The sequence below is a fragment of the Caenimonas terrae genome (assembly GCF_042655405.1).
GTDB lineage: Bacteria > Pseudomonadota > Gammaproteobacteria > Burkholderiales > Burkholderiaceae_C > Ramlibacter > Ramlibacter terrae_A.
Genome location: NZ_JBHSMF010000006.1, coordinates 960,400 through 978,228, shown reverse-complemented (window position 1 = coordinate 978,228; position 17,829 = coordinate 960,400). Strand labels below are relative to the sequence as shown.

25 protein-coding genes and 3 tRNA genes are annotated in these 17,829 nt (G+C 65.4%); 14 read left to right on the top strand and 14 right to left on the bottom strand.

The genetic code is table 11. The annotated features are described in order from the left end of the window. The first annotated feature begins 7 nt into the window (after positions 1 to 7). The 6 genes from purF to ACFPOE_RS11540 all read left to right on the top strand — a co-directional run bounded on the left by purF (position 8) and on the right by ACFPOE_RS11540 (position 4,518). Positions 8 to 1,513 (top strand): amidophosphoribosyltransferase, encoded by a 1,506-nt coding sequence (gene purF / locus ACFPOE_RS11565; RefSeq protein ID WP_376850232.1) that lies wholly within the window; start codon positions 8 to 10, stop codon positions 1,511 to 1,513. A 2-nt stretch (positions 1,514 to 1,515) separates the two neighbouring features. After that, on the top strand, positions 1,516 to 2,730 hold the full coding sequence (locus ACFPOE_RS11560; protein ID WP_376850231.1) for an O-succinylhomoserine sulfhydrylase: 1,215 nt from the start codon (positions 1,516 to 1,518) through the stop codon (positions 2,728 to 2,730). Then, positions 2,727 to 4,115, top strand: a complete 1,389-nt coding sequence (gltX, locus tag ACFPOE_RS11555; protein WP_376850230.1) for a glutamate--tRNA ligase — start codon at positions 2,727 to 2,729, stop codon at positions 4,113 to 4,115. Before ACFPOE_RS11560 ends, gltX begins: the two co-directional genes overlap by 4 nt. A gap of 67 nt (positions 4,116 to 4,182) precedes the next feature. After that, positions 4,183 to 4,258 (top strand) — tRNA-Ala (locus ACFPOE_RS11550). A gap of 17 nt (positions 4,259 to 4,275) precedes the next feature. Then, a tRNA-Glu gene (locus ACFPOE_RS11545) sits at positions 4,276 to 4,351 on the top strand. Between the two features lie 90 nt (positions 4,352 to 4,441). Then, positions 4,442 to 4,518 (top strand) — tRNA-Asp (locus ACFPOE_RS11540). Between the two features lie 86 nt (positions 4,519 to 4,604). On the opposite strand, the gene ACFPOE_RS11535 is transcribed toward ACFPOE_RS11540, so the two are convergent. Genes ACFPOE_RS11535 through ACFPOE_RS11525 form a run of 3 tightly spaced genes read right to left on the bottom strand, consistent with a single transcriptional unit; the run spans position 4,605 to position 6,480 of the window. Next, on the bottom strand, positions 4,605 to 5,723 hold the full coding sequence (locus ACFPOE_RS11535) for a hypothetical protein (protein WP_376850229.1): 1,119 nt from the start codon (positions 5,721 to 5,723) through the stop codon (positions 4,605 to 4,607). Beyond that, the gene (locus tag ACFPOE_RS11530) at positions 5,720 to 5,953 is read right to left on the bottom strand and encodes a DUF4224 domain-containing protein (RefSeq protein WP_376850228.1); all 234 of its coding nucleotides are present in this window, start codon (positions 5,951 to 5,953) and stop codon (positions 5,720 to 5,722) included. Before ACFPOE_RS11530 ends, ACFPOE_RS11535 begins: the two co-directional genes overlap by 4 nt. Further along, the gene (locus tag ACFPOE_RS11525; protein WP_376850227.1) at positions 5,950 to 6,480 is read right to left on the bottom strand and encodes a DUF1643 domain-containing protein; all 531 of its coding nucleotides are present in this window, start codon (positions 6,478 to 6,480) and stop codon (positions 5,950 to 5,952) included. The genes ACFPOE_RS11530 and ACFPOE_RS11525 overlap by 4 nt, the downstream gene beginning before the upstream one ends. A gap of 31 nt (positions 6,481 to 6,511) precedes the next feature. Between ACFPOE_RS11525 and ACFPOE_RS11520 the strand changes: the two genes are divergently transcribed. Further along, positions 6,512 to 6,700, top strand: coding sequence for a hypothetical protein (locus ACFPOE_RS11520; protein ID WP_376850226.1), 189 nt, complete (start codon positions 6,512 to 6,514; stop codon positions 6,698 to 6,700). A gap of 59 nt (positions 6,701 to 6,759) precedes the next feature. On the opposite strand, the gene ACFPOE_RS11515 is transcribed toward ACFPOE_RS11520, so the two are convergent. Then, positions 6,760 to 7,137 (bottom strand): hypothetical protein, encoded by a 378-nt coding sequence (locus ACFPOE_RS11515; RefSeq protein ID WP_376850225.1) that lies wholly within the window; start codon positions 7,135 to 7,137, stop codon positions 6,760 to 6,762. A gap of 145 nt (positions 7,138 to 7,282) precedes the next feature. Here ACFPOE_RS11515 and ACFPOE_RS11510 point away from each other — a divergent pair, with 145 nt between their 5' ends. After that, positions 7,283 to 7,933 carry a hypothetical protein gene (locus ACFPOE_RS11510; RefSeq protein ID WP_376850224.1) on the top strand — a complete coding sequence of 217 codons (651 nt, stop codon included), beginning with the start codon at positions 7,283 to 7,285 and terminating at the stop codon, positions 7,931 to 7,933. A 1-nt stretch (position 7,934) separates the two neighbouring features. Further along, positions 7,935 to 8,237: a hypothetical protein gene (locus tag ACFPOE_RS11505; RefSeq protein WP_376850223.1), complete on the top strand. Its 303-nt coding sequence runs from the start codon at positions 7,935 to 7,937 to the stop codon at positions 8,235 to 8,237. Positions 8,238 to 8,349: 112 nt separating this feature from the next. On the opposite strand, the gene ACFPOE_RS11500 is transcribed toward ACFPOE_RS11505, so the two are convergent. From ACFPOE_RS11500 to ACFPOE_RS11470, 7 genes are read right to left on the bottom strand one after another with little or no spacing between them, the layout of a single operon-like run. Then, positions 8,350 to 8,592: a hypothetical protein gene (locus ACFPOE_RS11500; RefSeq protein ID WP_376850222.1), complete on the bottom strand. Its 243-nt coding sequence runs from the start codon at positions 8,590 to 8,592 to the stop codon at positions 8,350 to 8,352. Further along, positions 8,589 to 10,835 carry a ParB/RepB/Spo0J family partition protein gene (locus ACFPOE_RS11495; protein ID WP_376850221.1) on the bottom strand — a complete coding sequence of 749 codons (2,247 nt, stop codon included), beginning with the start codon at positions 10,833 to 10,835 and terminating at the stop codon, positions 8,589 to 8,591. The genes ACFPOE_RS11500 and ACFPOE_RS11495 overlap by 4 nt, the downstream gene beginning before the upstream one ends. Before the next feature lie 24 nt (positions 10,836 to 10,859). Continuing rightward, complete coding sequence (locus ACFPOE_RS11490; RefSeq protein WP_376850220.1) at positions 10,860 to 11,672, bottom strand: hypothetical protein; 813 nt, start codon at positions 11,670 to 11,672, stop codon at positions 10,860 to 10,862. Further along, the gene (locus ACFPOE_RS11485) at positions 11,669 to 11,980 is read right to left on the bottom strand and encodes a hypothetical protein (RefSeq protein ID WP_376850219.1); all 312 of its coding nucleotides are present in this window, start codon (positions 11,978 to 11,980) and stop codon (positions 11,669 to 11,671) included. Before ACFPOE_RS11485 ends, ACFPOE_RS11490 begins: the two co-directional genes overlap by 4 nt. Next, the gene (locus tag ACFPOE_RS11480; RefSeq protein ID WP_376850218.1) at positions 11,977 to 12,282 is read right to left on the bottom strand and encodes a hypothetical protein; all 306 of its coding nucleotides are present in this window, start codon (positions 12,280 to 12,282) and stop codon (positions 11,977 to 11,979) included. Before ACFPOE_RS11480 ends, ACFPOE_RS11485 begins: the two co-directional genes overlap by 4 nt. 40 nt (positions 12,283 to 12,322) lie before the next feature. Then, positions 12,323 to 12,631, bottom strand: coding sequence for a hypothetical protein (locus ACFPOE_RS11475; protein ID WP_376850217.1), 309 nt, complete (start codon positions 12,629 to 12,631; stop codon positions 12,323 to 12,325). After that, positions 12,628 to 12,969, bottom strand: coding sequence for a hypothetical protein (locus tag ACFPOE_RS11470; RefSeq protein ID WP_376850216.1), 342 nt, complete (start codon positions 12,967 to 12,969; stop codon positions 12,628 to 12,630). The genes ACFPOE_RS11475 and ACFPOE_RS11470 overlap by 4 nt, the downstream gene beginning before the upstream one ends. Positions 12,970 to 13,004: 35 nt before the next feature. Here ACFPOE_RS11470 and ACFPOE_RS11465 point away from each other — a divergent pair, with 35 nt between their 5' ends. Then, positions 13,005 to 13,463 carry a hypothetical protein gene (locus ACFPOE_RS11465; RefSeq protein WP_376850215.1) on the top strand — a complete coding sequence of 153 codons (459 nt, stop codon included), beginning with the start codon at positions 13,005 to 13,007 and terminating at the stop codon, positions 13,461 to 13,463. A gap of 140 nt (positions 13,464 to 13,603) precedes the next feature. Beyond that, positions 13,604 to 13,843, top strand: coding sequence for a hypothetical protein (locus ACFPOE_RS11460; protein WP_376850214.1), 240 nt, complete (start codon positions 13,604 to 13,606; stop codon positions 13,841 to 13,843). 226 nt (positions 13,844 to 14,069) lie between these two features. On the opposite strand, the gene ACFPOE_RS11455 is transcribed toward ACFPOE_RS11460, so the two are convergent. The 3 genes from ACFPOE_RS11455 to ACFPOE_RS11445 all read right to left on the bottom strand — a co-directional run bounded on the left by ACFPOE_RS11455 (position 14,070) and on the right by ACFPOE_RS11445 (position 15,845). Next, positions 14,070 to 14,261 (bottom strand): hypothetical protein, encoded by a 192-nt coding sequence (locus ACFPOE_RS11455; protein WP_376850213.1) that lies wholly within the window; start codon positions 14,259 to 14,261, stop codon positions 14,070 to 14,072. 152 nt (positions 14,262 to 14,413) lie between these two features. Beyond that, positions 14,414 to 15,043, bottom strand: coding sequence for a hypothetical protein (locus tag ACFPOE_RS11450; RefSeq protein WP_376850212.1), 630 nt, complete (start codon positions 15,041 to 15,043; stop codon positions 14,414 to 14,416). Positions 15,044 to 15,179: 136 nt separating this feature from the next. Further along, entirely contained in the window at positions 15,180 to 15,845 is a 666-nt protein-coding gene (locus tag ACFPOE_RS11445; RefSeq protein ID WP_376850211.1) for a S24 family peptidase, read from the bottom strand. 81 nt (positions 15,846 to 15,926) lie between these two features. Between ACFPOE_RS11445 and ACFPOE_RS11440 the strand changes: the two genes are divergently transcribed. From ACFPOE_RS11440 to ACFPOE_RS11430, 3 genes are all read left to right on the top strand, one after another. Continuing rightward, positions 15,927 to 16,280 carry a transcriptional regulator gene (locus ACFPOE_RS11440; protein WP_376850210.1) on the top strand — a complete coding sequence of 118 codons (354 nt, stop codon included), beginning with the start codon at positions 15,927 to 15,929 and terminating at the stop codon, positions 16,278 to 16,280. Between the two features lie 96 nt (positions 16,281 to 16,376). Beyond that, positions 16,377 to 16,730, top strand: a complete 354-nt coding sequence (locus ACFPOE_RS11435; protein ID WP_376850209.1) for a hypothetical protein — start codon at positions 16,377 to 16,379, stop codon at positions 16,728 to 16,730. Further along, positions 16,730 to 17,737 carry a toprim domain-containing protein gene (locus ACFPOE_RS11430; RefSeq protein ID WP_376850208.1) on the top strand — a complete coding sequence of 336 codons (1,008 nt, stop codon included), beginning with the start codon at positions 16,730 to 16,732 and terminating at the stop codon, positions 17,735 to 17,737. The genes ACFPOE_RS11435 and ACFPOE_RS11430 overlap by 1 nt, the downstream gene beginning before the upstream one ends. The last annotated feature ends 92 nt before the right edge of the window (positions 17,738 to 17,829 follow it).

Genomic DNA, 17,829 nt, shown 5'->3' with positions numbered 1-17,829 from the left:
GCCAACCATGTGTGGAATCGTCGGCGTTGTCAGCAACGCCCCAGTCAACCAGCTGATCTACGACGCCTTGCTGCTGCTGCAGCATCGCGGCCAGGACGCGGCCGGGATCGTCACCCAGCAGGAACGCAAGTTCTTCATGCACAAGGCCAAGGGCATGGTGCGCGACGTCTTCCGCACCCGCAACATGCGCGGCCTGCCGGGCGACGCCGGGCTGGGCCAGGTGCGCTATCCCACCGCCGGCAATGCCTACAGCGAGGAGGAGGCGCAGCCCTTCTACGTGAACGCGCCCTACGGCATCGTGCTGGTGCACAACGGCAACCTCACCAACGCGCAGGCCCTGAAGGCCGAACTGTTTTCCAGCGACCACCGCCACATCAACACCGAGAGCGACTCGGAAACGCTGCTGAACGTGTTCGCCCACGAGCTGGAGAAGACCACGCGCGGCGCGCAATTGCAGCCGGACGACGTGTTCAAGGCGGTGAGCGCAGTGCACCGCCGCATCCGCGGTTCCTATGCGGTGATCGCGATGATCGCCGGCCACGGCGTGCTGGCCTTCCGCGACCCGTTCGGCATCCGGCCGCTGTCGATGGGCCGCAAGGACGGCACCGTGATGGTGGCCAGCGAGTCGGTCACGCTGGAAGGCACCGGCCATGTCTTCGACCGCCATGTGGCGCCGGGGGAGGCGGTGTTCATCGACCTGCAGGGCAACGTCCACGCGCAGCAGTGCGCCGAGAACCCCAAGCTGTATCCCTGCATCTTCGAATACGTGTACCTGGCGCGCCCGGATTCCGTGCTCGATGGCATCTCGGTCTACCAGGCCCGCCTGAACCTGGGCGAGACGCTGGCCAAGCGGGTGGTCTCCACCGTGCCGCCCAGCGAGATCGACGTGATCATCCCGATTCCCGAATCGAGCCGCCCCAGCGCCACGCAGCTGGCGCACCTGCTGGGCGTGCCGTACCGCGAGGGCTTCGTCAAGAACCGCTATGTCGGCCGCACCTTCATCATGCCGGGGCAGGGCGTGCGGAAAAAATCCGTGCGGCAGAAGCTCAACGTGATCGCCAGCGAGTTCAAGGGCCGCAACGTGCTGCTGGTGGACGACTCGATCGTGCGCGGCACCACCAGCCGCGAGATCGTGCAGATGGCGCGCGACGCCGGCGCCAAGAAGGTGTACCTGGCCAGCGCCGCGCCGCCGGTGCGCTTTCCCAACGTGTACGGCATCGACATGCCCACCTCCAGCGAACTGGTGGCCTACGGCCGCACCGTCGAGGAAGTGCGCGAGGTGATCGGCTGCGACGCGCTGATCTACCAGGACGTGGAAGGCATGAAGCGGGCGATCGGCTCGCTCAATCCCAACCTCGACGGCTTCGACGCCTCCTGCTTCGACGGCGTCTACGTCACCGGCGACATCAACGCCGAGGACATCGCCCGCATCAACGAGGCGCGGATCGGCCAGGAAGACCCGCTGGAGGAAGACACCTCGCGGCTGGCCCTGCCCAACGCGCAGGAGGCCTGAGCATGGAAGGCAGGAAACTCCCGCCCGGCCTGCACCGCGACACGCTGGCCGTGCGGGCGGCGATCGAGCCCAGCCAGTACGGCGAGAACTCGGAGGCGCTGTACCTCACCAGCGGCTTCCTGCAGCCCGATTCGGAAACCATGGCGCGCCGCTTCGCCCATCCGGAAGAGGGCTACACCTACGGGCGCACCTCCAATCCAACCGTCACCAGCTTCGAGCAGCGGCTCGCCGCGATGGAAGGCACCGAGGCGGCCATCGGCGCCTCCACCGGCATGGGCGCGATCCTGATGCTGTGCATGGGCCTGCTCAAGGCCGGCGACCACGTGGTCTGCTCGCGCTCGGTGTTCGGCTCGACGATGAACCTGTTCGGCAAGGAGTTCGGCAAGTTCGGCGTGCAGACCACCTTCGTCTCGCAGACCGACCTGGCCGAATGGCGCGCCGCCGTCCGGCCCGAGACCAAGCTGCTGTTCGCCGAAACGCCGACCAACCCGCTGACGGACGTCTGCGACATCCGCGCCCTGGCCGAGATCGCCCACAAGGCGGGCGCGCTGCTTGCGGTCGACAACTGCTTCTGCTCGCCCGCGTTGCAGCGGCCCACCGAGTTGGGCGCCGACCTGGTGATCCACTCGGGCACCAAGTACCTGGACGGCCAGGGCCGCGTGATGGCCGGCGCGCTGTGCGGTCCCACCAAGCTGGTCGCCGACGTGTTCGGGCCGATCGTGCGCACCGCCGGCATGACGCTCTCGCCGTTCAACGCCTGGGTGGTGCTCAAGGGCCTGGAGACGCTGGGCATCCGGATGCAGGCGCAGTGCGCCAATGCGCTGGCCGTCGCGCGCTGGCTGGAAGGCCATCCGGCGGTGGCGCGGGTCTATTACCCGGGCCTGGAATCGCATCCGCAGCACGAGCTGGCGATGCGCCAGCAGTCGGGGCTGGGCGGCGCAGTGGTCTCGTTCGACGTGAAGGGCGCAACCCCGGAGTCCGCGCGCAGCAGCGCGTTCCACGTCATCGACAGCACGCAGGTGCTGAGCATCGCCACCAACCTGGGCGACACCAAGTCCATCATCACCCATCCCGCCACCACCTCGCACGGCCGCCTGACCGAGCAGCAGCGCCAGGCCGCCGGCATCGGCCAGGGCCTGGTGCGGCTGGCCGTGGGGCTGGAATACATCGACGACATCAAGGCCGACCTGCAGCGCGGCCTGGACACATTGGCATGACCACCAGAATCAGGACGCGCTTCGCGCCGTCGCCGACCGGCTTCATCCACCTGGGCAACATCCGCTCGGCGCTCTATCCGTGGGCGTTCGCCCGTTCGCAGGGCGGCGACTTCATCCTGCGCATCGAGGACACGGACGTCGGGCGCTCGACCCAGGCCGCGGTGGACGTGATCCTGGAAGGCATGCAGTGGCTGGGCCTGGACCCGGACGAGGGGCCGTTCTACCAGATGCAGCGGATGGACCGCTACAAGGAAGTGCTGGCCAGCATGGTGGCCGACGGCCTGGTCTATCCCTGCTACATGAGCGTCGCCGAGCTCGATGCGCTGCGCGAGCGGCAGATGGCCGCCAAGGAAAAGCCGCGCTACGACGGCACCTGGCGCCCGGCCCCCGGCAAGACCCTGCCGGCGGTGCCCGCGGGCGTGCAGCCGGTGCTGCGCTTCATGAACCCGGTCGGCGGCGCCGTCGCCTGGGAAGACAAGGTCAAGGGCCGGATCGAGATCAGCAACGACGAACTGGACGACCTGGTGATCGCGCGGCCCGACGGCACGCCCACCTACAACTTCTGCGTGGTGGTCGACGACATCGACATGGCGATCACCCACGTGATCCGCGGCGACGACCACGTCAACAACACGCCGCGCCAGATCAACATCTTCCGGGCCCTGGGCAAGGAGCCGCCGGTCTATGCGCACCTGCCCACCGTGCTGAACGAGCAGGGCGAGAAGATGAGCAAGCGCAGCGGCGCCAAGCCGGTGACGCAATACCGCGACGAGGGCTACCTGCCCGACGCGATGGTCAATTACCTGGCCCGCCTGGGCTGGTCGCACGGCGACGACGAGATCTTCAGCCGCGAGCAGTTCCTGCAGTGGTTCAGCCTGGACCACCTGGGGCGCAGCGCCGCGCAGTTCGACGAGGCCAAGCTGCGCTGGGTCAACGCCCAGCACATGAAGGCGATGGCGGACGCCGAACTGGCGCTGCTGGTGACGCCGTTCCTCAAGCGCCTCGGCGTCGCTGCCGACGCCCGCCTGGCGCCGCTGTGCGGCCTGCTCAAGGACCGCTGCGACACGCTGGTGGCGCTGGCCGAGTGGATTGCCCGGTTCCACCAGCCGGTGCAGCCCGATCCGGCGGAACTGGAAAAGCACGTGACGACCGCAGTGCGGCCGGCGATCAGCATGCTGGCCAAGATGCTGGAGCAGGCGCCCTGGGACAAGGCTGCGATCTCGGAAGCGATCAAGGAGGTGCTGCGCGCCACCGGGCTGAAGATGCCGCAGCTGGCGATGCCGGTGCGGGTGCTGGTGCTGGGCACGGCGCAGACGCCCTCGCTCGATGCGGTGCTGGCACTGAGCGATCGGGCGACCGTGATCGAACGGCTCAGGAGCGCGTGAATTTTCAGGCTATAATTCGAGGCTCGGAAATTGATTGGATCGCTCGCAAGAACGGTCCGGCAATTTGGGGGGTATAGCTCAGCTGGGAGAGCGCTTGCATGGCATGCAAGAGGTCATCGGTTCGATCCCGTTTACCTCCACCACCGAAGTTTCAGGTTTTGACCCTATCGTCTAGAGGCCTAGGACATTACCCTTTCACGGTAAGTACCGGGGTTCGAATCCCCGTAGGGTCGCCAAATAACGCAAGTTAAGAGGCACAAGTCGGCAGCAGCCGGCCCGCAAGGGGCGGCGACTTGGCTCGAGAGAGCGAACGCTTGCCGCTACCAGGAGTGGTAGTTCAGTTGGTTAGAATACCGGCCTGTCACGCCGGGGGTCGCGGGTTCGAGTCCCGTCCACTCCGCCAATAAAATCAATGGGTTACGAGCGAAAGCACGTAACCCATTCGTCTTTTTGGAATAGGACATATTCCAAAGTCTGCGAAGTTTGGAATCAGGCGGCCGGCTTGGCTCGCTTCTGCTTTCGACGATCGTAGACCTGCGAGATCATCTTGCCGTCGCGGTGGCCGGTCGCGTCCTGGGTGTCCTGGTCGCCCCGATCGAGCTTGTCGGACACACCCAGCGGCCGGCAGTCCTGCAGGCTGAACTTGCGGAACTCGATGCGGCGCTTCGCGGCCGCGGCCTCGCATTCGGTCATCAGGTCGTGCAGGATCGACTTCCAGCCGCCCTTCGTGTAGCGCAGGCCGCTCATGTTGCCGAAGATCAGGATGGTGCCGGCGTCCTTGTTTCGCTTGACGCCCAGCGCCTCGGTGATGGTGGCGCGCAGCTCCGGGCTCCACTCGATCAGCACCTTGGCCTTGGTCTTGTCCTTGCCGTCGGTCCACAGGATCCCGTCGTCAGTGATGGCGTGCCGGGTGAGGGCGCGCACTTCCACCGAACGGCGGATGCACAGCCAGGCAGTGCGCAGTGCCAGCGCCACGATCAGCTGCGGCCCGCCGTGCTGGCGGCCCATCTCGACGGCCAGGGCCATCTCCTGCGCCGTGACCAGGCGTTGCTGCTTCACCGCGCGGTTCTTGCGCAGCTTGGCCAGCGGGTTCACCGTCAGCTTGCCCTTGCGGATGCCCCATTCTAGGATCAGGTGCGCGAGCGCAATTTCCTTGTTGCCCTTCTCGGGCCGCGGCCGCAGCTTGCCGTCATCGTCCGTCGCGGTCAGGCACGCCTCCAGGTAGTCGTAGCCCATGGTGCGCGTGATCTCGTCGGGCTCGAAGTTGCCCCACACGTCCTTGAGGTTCGCGGCCTCGCGCCGGTTTTCGGCGATCGTCGACGCCGCGCGCTTGTCGGCCGAGGTGGCCGGCAGCGCATCCTGCCAGGTGAACCACGCGTCGACCAGGCCGGCGAAGCCGCCGATCGGCCGGTCCTCGTCGACCTTGGCCGACTCCTGGATGGCCTTGCGCCGCAGCGCCGCGATCGCCGGCGCGTCGCTGGCGGGGCATTCGTAGCGGAAGGCCCACTTGCCGCTGCGCATCTTGTAGCCGATGCTGTACACGCGCACGCCCTGGCGTTCGTAAACGCGGAAGGGAAGGCCGTCAGGGGTTGCGCGCCGGCGGGTCATGCTGCTCGTGGGCCTCGTTGAAAGATGGCGAGGTTAGCGCGCTTGCCGGTGTCCCGCAACTCGCCGCGGCTGACGGCCTCGAAGTGCGGCCGCTCGAGCACCACCTCGCCCTTGCGGTTGATGAACGCCCGGAGGAAGCCGCGGTCGTGCAGCACCTGCAGCTGCTTGGTGGCCTGCTGGTAGCCCGTGATGTCCTCGATCTCGGCGGGACTGAGGATGGAGGAGCTCATCGTGATGTGTATGGCACCAGTCCGCAGGAGTAGGGCAACATTAGCGGGTGTGCTGGCGTGCCGTCGGCGTTGATGTTCAGGGCGTGCGGCCGCAGGCCTGCCGCTTTGATCATTTCCAGCAACTCGCTTGGCCGCCCCATGCGTCTTGCATTGGCGCCCCAGGCGCAGATGGCCAAGCCTGCGTCATGGCCGGCCACGATCGCCAGGGTGCGCTCGATCACTCGGTCAGCCATGGCCCCACCGGTTGGCCAGTGCGCGGCCTTCAGGTCCTTCGGCTTCGTGGCGATGTAGGCGTACAAGTTGACGACGAAGAACCCTCCGCAGCCGAAACGCTCCGCGAAGCCAATGCACTTGCGCACAGTGGGATCGTCTTCCGTATCGTCGGCAACGCTGGGGTTCAGCATGATGAAGCAGAGCAGCGGTTTGCTGTCCGCCCAGAGTCGATCGAGTCGGTACCGATAGCGACCGCACCCGGAGAAATGGGCGTCGCGCTTAATCGCTATTTCCGTGTTAAGTTGGGTCGCCATACCAGTCTCCCCGACTCAAAAGGAAAATCAAATGGCCACAGCTCTCGCCACCTCTCAGCTCAACATAGCCGCATCGGCGTTGACCGCGTACCAGCTCAGTGAAGCGATGCGATTGGCCGGCGCTGGCGTCAACGACTCCACGATGGTTGGAGCGATTCTTGTCGCAATGGCCATCAACCTGAACACACTGAGCATTGCCCAGAAGAAACCTGTCGGCTAACGATAGCGCCCGAGTGACCTCGGGCGCATGCGTGCCATGTCGTTGAGTTCCCGTGAAGCTCACGTCGACGCCCCCAGCATTGGCTGCAGCAGCCAGTTCCAGATCCCCAGCAGGCTGGTGACGGTAAAGCCCACCTGCTGCGCGAACATATACCAGTGGCCGCGTTTCCAGCTGAACGCCAGCCAGCCGATGTTGCTGGCCAGGAAGGCCACGAACCCCCAGCCAGCGCCGTCGACCTTGGTGGCCAGTAGCACGGTGCCCAGCAGGCCGAAGAACGCGCCCAGGGCCTCGACGATCCTGTCGCGGGGCAGCAAGCGCCGAGGCGGCGCTCGTTCTCCGTCGTAGGCCTTGCCCTCGCAGCTCTCGCACGAATGGCCGTAGTGGGTGAGCTCGTCGACCGTGAGCTGGCAGCCGCAGCTGGCGCAGCGGGCCTTCATGATGTCACCCGCTTGGCTACGACGACGACTACAACGCTCAGGCTCGGCTCGACGGCTTGGTTGAAGACTCGCCGCATTTGCGTCTTTGGGCCGGCCAGCAGGGCGCGTACCATCGCGGCTTGAAAACAAGATGGGGCGCTCATTCATGGAAGGAATCAGGAAAAAAGCCGGCATTTGGATGCTGGGCGTGCTGCTGGCGTTTTTCGTCCTTTTGTTTGTCGTCTTTTTGCTGGTGTGGCCGCCTACCACCAGCGGGGACGTGGCCACTTGGGCGCAGGCTGTGAGTACGACGGCTGCTGTGGTGGTGGCGCTGTTCGTCGCGCTCTGGCAGCAGGATGCTGCACGCAATCGCGAAGAGACTCTCCGTCTGAAAGCCAAAGCTGATCGGTGTGAGGCTGCCTTTCAGCTCGGCCATTACATCCGCACGGTTGCCGATAAGGTGATCGCCCACACTTCGAGACAAGTGGCCACGAGGGTCTACCTGACCAATGCTGCGGGTGAGCTGGATGCCATCGGGGTTGCGCTCGACAAGTACAACCCAGCCGACTTCGCAAGTTACCGGGAGCTGAAGCCGCTTATTGCGCTCATGTCCGCCCGCGCGGCGATGCTGCAGCAACTGAACCACGCACTCGTCGGGGTTGATGCCAACAACGTGAGCGCAGCGCTGGAAGGCGCGTTCCGCGGCTTTATCGAGAATATCAAGTCCAATGTGGAGGAGATGAAGGTGCTCGCGGACGAAGCGAAAGCAGCTATCCCTGACAGGGCCTGTCACCTTTTTGATATGGACGAAGAATGAAATGGCAAAACCGATAGACGTCGGAACGTTGTGCGAAGCGAAGGCAGGAAGGTTCGGCGGCCTGGACAACATTCGCACGGCGATCGATCGAGGCGACTTCACCACGGCGGCTCGAGCGCGGGAGGCGGAGAGGTGGCTGAAACGGAAGCGGCGTGAAAAGTACCAGGCTTGGCTTCGGACCCCCGACGGTTCCATCGTGCGCCAAGCAGATTCGGCGCGGCACGCGGTCTGGGTCTCCGTGGCTGCGTTCCTGGTGTCGGTGGCTGCGCTCGCATTGGCAGCGCTGCCGTACCTAAAGGGATAGGAAGCGACATCCAGGCCGAGGCGGACGAGTTCACGCGCGCGCATACTCTCCTCATGGATCATGCGACGTCCGAGAGCGCACCTTCGAAGTGGATTTTTTTTACTGGTCATAGTCAACGCCCGCCTAGTCCGAGCCGGCCGCGGTTCTCGAATCGGTACTGCTCAGTCCGTGTCGGGCCGATGCGCCACTCCACGCAGCGGCCCTCAACGGTGTGGATCAGGCCGGCTTCGACGTAAGCCTTGCCATCGGTCGTCTTGACGCACTGGACGCCCGTCTGGAGTTCTGGCCGCTCGTATGCGCAGCTGGAGAGGCCAATGGCGCTGGCGGCAGCTAGCAGGGTGGTGATGGTCCTCATGTGGCGGCTCCTTTCTTGGCCTTGGGGGTCTTCCTTGCAGCCGCGGTGGTTAGAGGCGCTGTGGGGAACGGCCAGGCCGCCAGGGTGGTGTTCACCGCTGCGTTGGTGACGTCGAACTCCTCGGCACGCACCTGCGCGGTGTCCTTCACGCCGCTGAAACGCACAGTGAAGGCGGTGCCGTTGAATTTCTCCAGCGTGCCGGTGCGGCCGCAGATCTTGCGCAGATGGCCGGTCGGGCCTTTGACGCCATCCTTGATGCGCACCGTGTCGCCGATCTTTGGCTCGGCGGATGCGGTGGGCTTGGCGGATTCGAACCACCCCGACCGCGCCTTCGTGATCAGCGCCTTGCCCTCATCCTCGGACTTGTTGGTGATCATCACCAGCTCGTCAACGGTGAGGCCGGCCAGATCGTCGATGGTGTGGATTCCGCCCTGAGTCAGCAGCTCCATGTCGAGCGAGCTCAGGCCCTTGCCTTCGAGGTCGGCCAGCGACTGGGGCCTGGCACCGGCGTCGACGGCGCTCATGGCTTCGCTGATGCCTGCCTTCGCTTCGGCTGCCGTGGTCTTCGGCGGCTTGGCCTTTCTAGACACGTTTCCAGCGGGCTTGGCGGCCTTGGTCTCGCTCTTCGGCGCGTGCGCCTCAGCTTCCGCCCGCATGTCTTCCTTGGCCTGGTCCTGCAGCGCCTGGACGTCGACGCCGGTGTCAGTGGCCAGCAGCTCCAGCACCGGGAACTGCTCGTTGAACCGCTCGGAAAACTCGTCCTCGAGCATCAGCATCAGCAGCGCCGGGCCGACCATCTTGTCGGGGCAGGTCTTGATGTAGTCGGCAATGCCGGCGTCCATGCCCACCTTGGCATCCGGGATCTCGAACAGCCTGGCGAAGCGCTTGGCAGTGTCGCCCCACAGGCTTTGCGAGTAGTAGCCCGCGATTTCGCGCGCGATGGCCACCGTGATGCCCTGGCACTTGCCGGACATGATGGCGGCGTGGATCTGCTCCACCGCCTTGCCTTGCCACGCGTCCTCGAACTGGGCCTTGAGCTGGTGCTCGTTCGGCTCCTTGTTCTTGCCGGACTTCTTCGCCTCGGCCGCCGCCTTCTTGATCACCTTGCTGGCGACGTCCACCGGGACCATCTCCTCGGCCTTCTTGGTGTGCGGGTTGATGATCAGCACCGGCGTCGGGCCGTCCTTGCCCAGCAGCTTGCGCAGCGTGGTGCTCTTGCCGTTGATGTATTCGCTGTGATCGAGCAGCTTGTACCCTTCGGGCGTGGACCACTCGGTGGGCATCAGCTCCTTTGCTTCCTTGCCCTGGATCACCGTCTGGCCCATGGCCGCGGCCGCCTTGGCCACCGCGGCGTAGTGCGCTTCCTTCTTCGCGTCGAAGCACTTCGGGTCGGTGCAGCTGGCGGCGCCGGTGACGTCCTCGAACATGTCGCCGTTGGCGCCGGTGTTCTTGGCGCAGGTGCCGCAGGCGCCGGCCTTCCTCACCAGGTTGGCGTCCTTGATGTCGAACACGGCGTTGCCCAGCTGCAGCATGTAGTGCTGCTGGATGTGCGTCACCGCCTTGCGAAAGCTCATGGGCTCGCCGGAGTAATCCGGCTTCATGATGTCCTGGGCGATCTGCACCTGCAGGTACGCCGGCGCCCGGGCCACCAGCAGCGCGGTCGACCTGGTGAGGTTGCCCTTGTACAGCTCCTCGCGGCATTCCTTGGTGAGCTCCAGCAGCTTGCGGGTCTTGAAGATGTAGCTGACGCTCTTGTCGATCCGGGCAGCGATGTCCTCTACCGTCAGGCCGTGTTCGGTCATCAGGCGGTCGAAGCCCTCGGCCTCCTCGATCGGATGCAGGTCGCGGCGCTTGAGGTTCTCCACCAGCTGCACCTGCAGCACCTGCAGGTCGGTGAGGTGGCGGATCAGCACCGGCAGCTCGTCGACCACGCCCTCGGTGCCGCGCCATCGGCACTCGCCGCAGACGATCTCGTGCGTGGGCATCGGCGCACCAGGTGCGCGGTCCTCGAACGTGTCCTGCAGGCGCGAGCCAGGCAGCGGCCGCACCAGCAACGGCTGCAGCACGCCGTGTTCCTTGAAGCTGGCGCGCAGCTCGTTGATGTAGGCCGGGTCGAAGTGGGTGCGCGGGTTGGTCTTGCTGCGCACGATCAGGTCGCGCGCCAGGGTGGCCAGCTGCGCCGGCGGCTCTTTCTCGGTGGTGGTGCCGGCGTCGGCCGGCAGCGTTTCCAGTTCTTTGCTCATGAAGTTCTCCAGGGTGGTGATGGGTCAGGCGCCTGGCATCTCGGCCATGCGTTCCTGGTAGCGCAGCATCTCGGCGTGCTCGGCGGCCGTGAGGTCGATCGACACGCCGTTCTTGGTCAGGTGAAAGCCGCCGTCGCTGAACACCGCGCAGCGGAACGAGCGCTCGACGACGGGCTCGAAGGTGCGGATGGCCAGGTCGGTGCGGGCGGCGGGCGCCAGCTGCGCGGTGGACGCGGCCGAGGGCTTGCGTACAGTTCGGCCAGGCTTGGCACGTGGCGTGTCCTTGGGCGCCGCGTCGGCCTGCTGGTTGTCCAGGTTGCCGCCGCCGGTGGTCCATTCCTTGCCCGCCTTGGTGATGCGGTAGGTGCCGTCCTTCTCGTGGAAGGTGATGTGCTCGGCCTTCTTCGCGTTGAACACCGCGTTGTAGAAGGCGGTACGCTCTGCGCTGACGTCCTCCAGCAACTGCTCGCGCGTGAGCGGCCCCTTGGCCATCAGCAGCGCGCAGATCTGGAAGCGCGGCGATGCCGCCTTGGTGGGCCGCGCCTTGCGCTCGGCGCGCGGTTGTTTCGGCATCGTGTTCTCCTCGGGTGGTTGTGCGGCAGCGCTGTCGTCATGGACCTCCGGCGCGGCGCTGCCCGCACGCAGGAAGGGAAGGTGGAAGGCGTTCTTCGGCACCACGGACGGCGCGCTGGCGGCCGCGACGGTGCGCTGCACCGGCGGCCGCTCGAACTCGTCCAGGTCCTGGTCGTCGGCGCCCTGGTCGCCGGTCAGCAGCGGGGGCGGCTCGGCACCGGGGCGCTGCCCCAGGCCTGCCCAGTGGTCTTCGCCGGCGTTCATAGGGCGATGTGCCTCTTGGCGACGAACTCGGCCAGGCAGGTGATGACGTCGGGGCCCATCGCCTCGAAGGTGGCAGCCGGCAGGACGCGGTCGATCCGGCCGAGCAGCTCGCGGGCGGGCGCCAGCGGGCCGCAGTGCCACACCTCGCCGCCGGCATCGTGGATTGCATGCGCCTGCACGCGCAGGATCACGGCGTACTGGGTCACCTGCACGTCGCCAGTCATGCCGCGATCGCGCACGATGGCCTGCAGCTGCAGGTAGGCGGCCTCTCTGGCCTGCGGGTGGCCGGTGAGGGCGATGGTCTTCACCTGGCGTGCTCCCGCGCGGCGCGCACGAAGTCCTGGGCGCTGTCGAACCGGTGCCGCAGGGTGAAGAACAGCACGCCGGCGCGATCGGCCGGGGCGGCGGCCGGCACCTCGTCGTCGAGCGAGGGGGCAAGATCGCGCAGGTCGACCTCGATGCGCTCGCCGTCGACGTCAACGCTGCGCAGGCACAGGTCCGCGCGCATCTGGTGCAGCCAGACGCTGGAGCCGTCGCGGAACAGCAGCTCCAGCTTGGGCAACTGCAGCCGCGGGTAGTGGTAGCGCTCAGAAACAACTTGAGAAAGCATGGGGTCCGTCCTTTCGCTGTGAAACCGGTGGGGGTGGAGATCAGTCGTCGCGATCGCCGGCGGCAGCGCGCTTGCGGTCCAGGCCGGCCGGCACGGCTGCGTGCATCGGCAGCGCGCGCGTGGTGCTGCGTGGCAGTGGCATCGAGGGGGCGCTGGTGGTGCGGCCGGAGCGCACCGCCTTGGGCGGGTGCTTGGCGTTGAGCACCAGGAGGCGGGACTGGATCGGGTCCCGCATGGCTTCCTCGAAGGTGGCGGGCCAGCCTGGCCGGCCGCGCACGGTCATCCAGACGGCGCGGAGCTCGATCTCGGTGGGATCGATCGGCCGGGCCACCGGCACGCGCGCGTTCATGGCTGCTGGACCGCCAGGGGCCGGCTCAGGGCGATGCGGCAGTTGTTCTCCTGCGCTGCCTGGTAGCCGGCATGGAACGCCTGCAGGCGGATCCTGGCCACGATGGCGGGGTCGACGCCCGTCAGGCCGGGCGGTGGCGGCTCGAGGGCCACCTGGTGCGCTGTGTCCAGGGCCGCCTGGCGCTCGGTGCCTTCGGCCCTTTCGATCCAGGCGCTGGTGGCCAGCGTGACGAACACGAAGAGGGCCAGTAGCAGCCACAAGCCGAACGGCGTGCGCCGGCGGCGGTAGACCGGCGGCTGCACCGGCGCCGGGGTGAAGTTCTGGCGATGGGCGCTCATGCTGCACCGCCTACACTGCGGCCACGGAGGCTGCGATGGACATCAACTGGCTGCAACTGGCGACCTTGGCGATTGCCCTGATCGGGGCTGTGCTCGGCCTGATCAATACCTGGCGTGCGCTCAGCAACGACAGGGTGCGGGTCCGTGTAACACCCAGCTGGAACCTGTTCAACACCGGTCAGGAAAGCATCGGCATCGAGGTTGTGAACCTGAGCAGCTTTGCCGTGACCGTGACTAGCATCGGCTTCACCAAGCGCGGAACCGGCGAGCACGCGATGATCGTGCGCCCGATGCTTTCCAGTGGGGATGGTCTGCCGAAACGCCTGGAACCGCGGACAAGTTTCACAGCGTTCGCGATGCCGGACGCACTCGAAAGCATCAGTGGCAAGCTGGACCGCGCCTACGTCAATACCGGATGCGGCCTGCGCATCACCAGCAAGCGCAAGCCGCTGGAAGTGGCATTGCACAACCTTGCCCTCGCACGGCGAAACTAGCTCGCGCAGGGCGCGCAACAGGGCCGCGCTCATGCGGCACCGCCTTTGGCGCGGGCATCCTGCAGATCGCGCAGGCGCAGCACGATGCTTGCGCTTCCTGAGCGTGGGCAGGAATGCACAGACCTCGGCAAACTGTCGCCATGAAGCTGCTGCTTGCCCACCCCACGCGCCGCTTGCCGGTGTTCATCGGCCAGAGCGCCGACGGCCGATACCACGTGATCTACGACAACTGCTCGCTGGGGAGTTACGCCCAAGCCCACCAGGCGATCGACGACGCGGCCGGCGGTCATACGTTTTCTCCACCCGACGGTACGGATCCCGGCTCGCTGGGACTGAGCGACGACATTGGGGACTGTGTGCCGGCCGGTTCGCTGCTGTGAATCTGCAGCTGCTGGGCCAGCGTTTGCGCGTCGCCCGGCGTGATGGCAAGGCGGACCACGCTGTCAGGCAGGGTGAACGCGACGCCAAGACGGCCACGCTGCGTGTCCAGTGGCAGCACGCAGCGTTCGGCGGCGTCAAGATATGCGGGCGGCAGGGCCGCCGGCCGGACCCGGGCGGCCGGAGTAGTGACCGCGCCCCCCGGGCCGTCGTGCCCCAGGTGCGCGCTCACGTGACCGCCTCGACGCGCTCCACTTTGAGCACGGGACGTCCCGTGACCCTGTAGGCACTTGCCGCTGCCTCAGCGGCGCCGCCGGCTTTCAGCTGGAGTGTGGGGAGTAGGCCGTGATCGGCCTGGTATTCAACTTCGTCGAAGTTGGTGCCCTCGGGGATGAGGGTCGCCCTGTAGCTGTGCTTCATCAATCGCTCCTGACGCCGGAAATGGCGCAGGGCGACTGTAGCAAATGCTATTTATAAAGTAAATAGCAAAAGCTACAACTTGAGCAATGGAGGAGGGTTTCCCCTAGTTAGATCCTCCTTCAACCTAGGGGCAGTTACCCCCAAGGCTAACCTCACTTCAGCGCCGATAGCTTGGTGCCATCAGTGAACACGATGACCTCTGGCTCCCATTGAACCTTGTATTTGTCTTCAGGAAGCTCCGCGAATTTTTCATCTTTGTTTTGGCCCATGTTGAATTGGAGCGATCGACCGCCGGACCAGATTGTTGAGCCGCCGACCCGGATCGTCGAATCGTTTGATATGCGAAACGTCGACAACTCATCGCCGAACAGGTCCGAGACGACCAGCGCGCCTTTCACACCTGCGATGTCCTTCGTACCGTTGTTTCGGTAGGCGACAGTGATCTCTAGTCGGCGATCCATGAGCATGCCGCTCATCCCATGCTCTTCGGCCACCTTCTTGGAGACCAGCGCAACTGTGACCACGTCTCGCAGAGCCTTCATAGCCGCTTCGTGTTCGGCTTTGGCTTTTGCCTTCAGCGCTGCTTCTTCGGACTCACGCTTGGCCGTGTCGGCGGCGTAAGCCCGTTGATTCTCAATCGCCTGACCAATGGTTGCGGCGTCGGTGTTGCCCGCCATCGCCCCAAACATCGTGCCCTTCATGGTCTTTCGTATGAAGTACTTGGCAAGTAGCTCGCGCTCCTCCGGAGTTAGCTTTTGAAGCTGGGGATTGATGGTCTCCATCTTTGAAATGTCGGATGGCAGCGGGGTGTTCTTCGGATCCGAGCAGCCCGCGAGAGCGGTCAGAACGACGAGCAGTGAACAGAATTTACGCACTGATTGCCCCCAGAGGTTCCCGCGTGCCGCGCGGGCGCGGCGGTTAGATGTGTTCGCTCTGTCTGTGGATCACGCGGCCAACGAGGATGCTGTTGCGATCAACCCACTTCTTCGTAGGGAAGCTGGTTTTGTCCGGGTTGTCTGACGCCATCCACCAGGCACCTTCATCGCGCACCAAGCGCTTGATCATGGGTTCGCCCTCGTAGTTGATCGCGTAGACCTCTCCGTCCTTCGGTTCTGTGAGATCGGTGTTGATGACCACTACGTCACCGTCAAACAGGCGCGGTTCCATGCTTTTCCCGGTGACTCGCAAGGCGAGCAGCGAATAAGGCTTGTAGCCTCGCTCTTGAAGCCAGTCAGCACGAAAGAAAATTGGTGAGCCCGGCGTGTTGTCGACTTCGACAGCAAAGCCCGCTATCCCGGCCTGAAGCTTTAGCTTTCCGCGTCGAACCGAAATCAGGTCTGGGTGCTCGTTTAAATCGACGGGGATGACGCGGCGTCCCTGGTCGGGTGCGTCGAACCAGCCAGCGCAATCGGGAAGTGCTTCAGCCGTGGCCACGGTCTTTTCGGTTATTGGCCGGGAGCCCTTGATCATCTGGCCGACGAAGGCCCCATCCCGGTAGCCAAGCAGCCTTCCTAGCGCCGCGTGGCCGCCAAATTTTGCCGCCAGCGCTTGCAGCCGCTGCTTGCGCCATTCCTTCGTCTCCAAGTCCATAGCCGCGACAGTAGCAGACGCTATATGAGCAAATGCTATTGATGCGCCATAGCAATCGCTATATGATCGCGATCCATGAAGCTCCACGAATACCTTTCGAGTGAAGGTGCGCTAACGGTCAGCCAGCTGCGGGCGCTCATCCACGTCAAGAGTGACGCCCAGATCCGGCAGTGGCAACACGCGTATTCGGCTCGCAAACCCAGCCCGGAATACTGCGTATCGATCGAAAAGGCGACCGAAGGCAAGGTCATGCGCTGGGAACTCCGTCCGGACGACTGGCACGCTATTTGGCCTGAGCTGATAGGGGCCAAAGGTGCGCCCGACGTTCCAAGCGAACCGCGCATTGGCAAAGACAGTCGGGCCGCCGACGCGGTCGTGCCCATTCCCGACCGGGAGCGTCGTGCACAGGCAGCTATCGGTGAGGGGTGAGTCCTCTTTGTGTGGGCGCATCGAAAAAATTTTGCGCCCATGGCAACTGGTACGCCAACTGGTAATTGTTGATTTTCCCAATGATGGAGATGGCCCATGAGTAGCGAACAGCAGATCCCTTTGCCGATGCTCACCTACTACACGGGCCCGTGCCTGGTGTCTAGCGAGATCGTGGCCGCGGCCAAGAGTTATCGCGATGCCGTGCGCGCCTGCTGGCACCTTCGCACGCGCAGGTCACTGACCAAGCGCGCCCTGGCCGAGGAGGCGGTGCTTTACGCGTCACACGTGTCGGACTACGTCAGCGACAACAACAACAAGCGCGAGCTGCCGGCGCGTTACATCAACGCCTTCGAAATCGCCTGCGGCAACCGTTTCATCAGCCAGTGGCTGGCCCGCCAAGCCCGCCTCACGATCTTCGAAGAGCTTCTCGAGCAACGTCGCGCCGCCTGATGGATAACTACGCGAGCGTCATTTACCAGATGGAGGCCTTCGGCGTGCAGTTCCTGCCCCGCGATCTCCCGCTGACCATTCCCACGCCCAAGCGCAAGACCTGCGGCAAGCAGGGCAAGTGGTGGTACTGGCTGCAGCTGTGGCGGCCGGACAGCGCGCCCCACACGGAGTACATCACCGGCAAGTTCGGCACCTACAAGCACGGCGGCAGCGAACAGAAGGTGGAGATGGACTTCAAGCCTCTCACCGACGCCGAAAAGGCCCGTTTCCGCGCCGAGCGTGAAGCGCAGGAGCAGGCGGCCCGCGCCGCGAAGGCCGAGGCGGCCGCGATCGCCGCCCTGGGCGCCGCGGAGCTGTGGGGCAGGGCGTCGCGCACCGGCCACTCGCCCTACCTGGAGCGCAAGGGCGTCCAGGGCGAGTCCTGCCGCTACCTGGCCGACGGCACGGTGGTGGTTCCGCTGCTGCGGTACGACGCGCCCCAGTGCGACCGCCTGCGGGCGCTGCAGCGTATCCAGCCGGACGGCTTCAAGCTGTTCACCAAGGGCTTCGCGAAAACGGGTTGCGCGGTGCGCCTGGGCGTGGTCGACGCCGACACGTCGGTGATCCTGGTGTGCGAAGGCTACGCCACCGGCCTGTCGATCCGCATGGCCACCGATCGCCAGGTGCCGGTGTACGTGGCGCTCGATGCCTACAACCTGGTGTTCGTGGTGGAGATCCTGCGCAAGGTGCACCCGGACGCGCACCTGTTGATCTGCGCCGACGACGACTGGAAGTCGGAAGACCACGACGGCAAGAATCCCGGCGTCACCAAGGCCAAACTGGCCGCGCGCACAACGGCGCACTGCGACCTGGTGTGGCCGGTGTTCAAGCCGTCGACCAGGCAGGAGAAGGACACCGACTTCAACGACCTGCACCTGCGCGAAGGCCTCGATGTCGTCGCCCGGCAGCTGCAGGCGGTGCTGGCCATGCTCAAGCGCGTGGGGTGGAAGGTGAGGCGTGGGAGATAACCCGATCGACGCTGGCCAGCCACCGGATCCGCGCGCGGAGCAGGGCCCGGGCGTGCCCGAGGCCCCTTCGCCACTTTCTGGCGCGTCAGCGC